Origin of the sequence: Bacillus sp. 22475 (assembly GCF_052044835.1) — a bacterium.
Taxonomy (GTDB): domain Bacteria; phylum Bacillota; class Bacilli; order Bacillales; family Bacillaceae_G; genus Bacillus_A; species Bacillus_A cereus.
The window spans coordinates 1-2,933 of record NZ_JBQENW010000077.1; the positions used below are offsets into that span (position 1 = coordinate 1).

Below are 2,933 nucleotides of genomic sequence, written 5' to 3' on the forward strand. Positions count from 1 at the left end.
GTATTCTCTTTAATGTCTCCCTGGATGATTTAGTTAAAGGAGATGTAAAGATCATGAAAGAAGAACTTCAAAAATCAACTTTCTTTAAGTGGAGTTACATTATGTTAGCATTAATGATTATACTTCCAATTTCTCTTGTACCTGTATGTTACTTTTTTGGTTATTATGGTTTTATAATACTTTTGGTACTTTCTATTTTTCTTATGTTTGCATCATTGAAAGTTGAAAATATAAAAAAAGAAAATAATTTAAAAACTTATCGTGAAATAGTTGATTTTATAGAGGAAAAACCTGTAAGTAAAGTAAAGGTTGATAAAAAAGATAAATTATTAAAAATAAGTTTGATTCTTTCAATTCCTTTAATCAGTTATCTTCTGGTTTATTTAGGAATGACTGTGTTTTTAATATAATTTAGGAACATTGTTTTTAGAAAACTATTAAAAGTCCTCCAAATTGTTTAACTGGAGGACTTTTGTGTTTACATAATTCTCGTTATCGGAAGTTGACTACCTTACAAAACTCTCCATCTTTTTACAATGTAGAATACAAGGAATGTCCCTATAATAAAAATAGGAAATGTTTCTTTGATACGCTGAACAAGTACTATTAAGACAGGCATAGAGATACATAAAAATATGATGAGGTATCCTATTGAAATCCATCTCGTTTGATTGATACGTACATTTGGGTATATCTTTTCTATAATTTCTAATAGGAGAGAGCCTCCATCCAATGGAGGAATGGGTATAGCATTTATAATTCCAAGAAAGAAACTAATTTCTGCTAAGCATGCCAAACCACTTAGAAAATTATTTGAATAAATCAGGGTTGGAAATGATTCTATCCCATGATATACATATTGTAATGGGTGTGAATAAAAAGGATTTAACATTTTTTCCAAATCTATAAATATGTTTGAGAGGTTGCCTTGCATAACATGGATAATAAACATACACAACAGAGGCAATACCAATATACTCATAATAAGTCCAGATGCGGTCAAGATAACTCTGCTTGTTGTTGAATATTCATAAAAATCCTCACCATGTTTTTCTGGCATTACATATCCGCCTAATATAATCCAGGAAACTTTATAAGTAACATTCTTTTGAGTGAATTTAAATATGGTAGGACCAAATCCTATCCCAACTTCTTTTATTCGTATCCCCACAAGTTTTGCTCCTATTACATGACCTAATTCATGTACAATTGTGGCAATCAATAGAACTACAATTTTCAAATTACTGTCACATCCCTTTTCATAGCAACCCCCTTCCCAAACGGAAAGGGGAGAATCCTTACATTGCTTTTTTAACCTCAGAATCCTTTCTATGCCTAGCCTGCATACTCTGCCCATTTCTTATCTAAGAAATGGGCAACCACAAAGATAATGGGAATAAACAGCAATTTGAGCAGAGAAATGTGTGCCATACCTGCTTTTTGGATATAAACATCAAGGAAAATGGCTATCAGCACTAGAGTAAACGTCCATTCCTTCAGGGATATTCTTCTTATAGAGCCCTTCTTCATACATACACCTCCCTTTTCTTAATTGTATCATTTAGATAATACACTTATAAGAAAAGTTTTCTTGTATATCCTATACATGTGAAGTTAACATAACGTCTCATTATCGGTAGCAACTATTTTGACAGAATCCGTGTGTTTACAAGGTTTCTTGTCTTTCTTTCTATGTATCTCTTATACATGATTTTATACATCGTTGATGTAGCGAGGATTCTAGAGATCCCCTCTCTTCTTTTTTTGCATAAAATCTTGTATAAATAAAAAAGATTTTGATGCTGATATAGAGAGGTAATGAGTATTCAATTTTAAAATTGATGTGTGTTCCCAAGATTGGGTCTGTAATACGAACTATATAAATTATCCATGTAAAGATTATAGAAGTTAAGAATTTGAAACAAGTGATACGTGAATTATTAGGGAAAAGGGTATATCATTGCTATAGCGAATATATTTTTGAGGTGAGACGCTATGAAGATGTTATATAGTCCTGGCGACGTGGCAGAGCAATTAGATATCCAATCTAGTACATTACGTAAGTATGCTGATGTACTAGAAAAAGAGGGTTATACTTTCATAAAGAATGAACGTGGGCATAGGAAATATAGAGAAAGTGATGTAATGGTGTTTCGTAAGGTTATCAACCTAAAGAACGACACAGACATGACATTAGAAAATGCAACAAAACAAATAGTATCATGGCATCAAGGCGTTGAGGTATTGCCATTAGAGCGACACGAAATTGAGCGCTATGAAGAACCGGATTTCAACGCTACAACGCTACAGACGATGCTTCAAGATCAAAATGAGGTCATTGAAAAGCAAAATGAATTACTACAAGAATTAAACAAACGTTTAGTCGAACAAGACCAGAGATTCGCACAAAGAGAATCAGAGTTATTGAGCGCCATACAAACGATACAGGAATCTCAAACGCTTATAGCGATGAATACTAGTGAAGACGTAGCGAAGAACCAGGGACGCGATGAAATGCTCATGCAAACAATAAGGGAAGTTCAGGAAGTTAAGAAGATGATTGCAGCAAGTAAAGATAAGAAATGGTATGAGTTTTGGAAATAATCTTTTGAAATTTGAGCTTTTTTGGATACTTACTGATAACGGATTTTATGTGAACTAAATCTTGGGAAGAAGGAATTGAAAATGACTAAAAAATGTCCTAATTGTGGTTCTAGAGAAATCGGGCAAGATTCATTAGATGCCGAAGCATGCTTAAGACTTATTAGTACGAATAACCTTTTTAATCAATTTTCAAGAGTGATTGCTGATGTTTGCACGGAGTGTGGTAACATTTTATCTATGAAAGCAGAACATCCAGAGTATTTTAAAGTAGATAAATAAAAACTATTAATATTACAGATTATGTGAACGAAAAATCCCTTTAGAAGGAA

General features: G+C 32.6%; 5 protein-coding genes. 3 read left to right on the top strand and 2 right to left on the bottom strand.

The features are described 5' to 3' along the window. Positions 1-410 (top strand): XRE family transcriptional regulator (locus tag ACTJJY_RS31795; RefSeq protein WP_440607432.1); only part of this gene is annotated, 410 nt, incomplete at its 5' end. A gap of 101 nt (positions 411-511) precedes the next feature. On the opposite strand, the gene ACTJJY_RS31800 is transcribed toward ACTJJY_RS31795, so the two are convergent. Next, a complete protein-coding gene (locus tag ACTJJY_RS31800; RefSeq protein WP_440607433.1) occupies positions 512-1,240 on the bottom strand; it encodes a site-2 protease family protein in 729 nt (242 codons plus the stop codon). A gap of 95 nt (positions 1,241-1,335) precedes the next feature. Continuing rightward, positions 1,336-1,530, bottom strand: a complete 195-nt coding sequence (locus ACTJJY_RS31805; protein WP_440607434.1) for a hypothetical protein — start codon at positions 1,528-1,530, stop codon at positions 1,336-1,338. A gap of 465 nt (positions 1,531-1,995) precedes the next feature. Between ACTJJY_RS31805 and ACTJJY_RS31810 the strand changes: the two genes are divergently transcribed. Further along, positions 1,996-2,604: a DUF3967 domain-containing protein gene (locus ACTJJY_RS31810; protein ID WP_440607435.1), complete on the top strand. Its 609-nt coding sequence runs from the start codon at positions 1,996-1,998 to the stop codon at positions 2,602-2,604. A gap of 81 nt (positions 2,605-2,685) precedes the next feature. Continuing rightward, complete coding sequence (locus ACTJJY_RS31815; RefSeq protein ID WP_440607436.1) at positions 2,686-2,883, top strand: hypothetical protein; 198 nt, start codon at positions 2,686-2,688, stop codon at positions 2,881-2,883. The last annotated feature ends 50 nt before the right edge of the window (positions 2,884-2,933 follow it).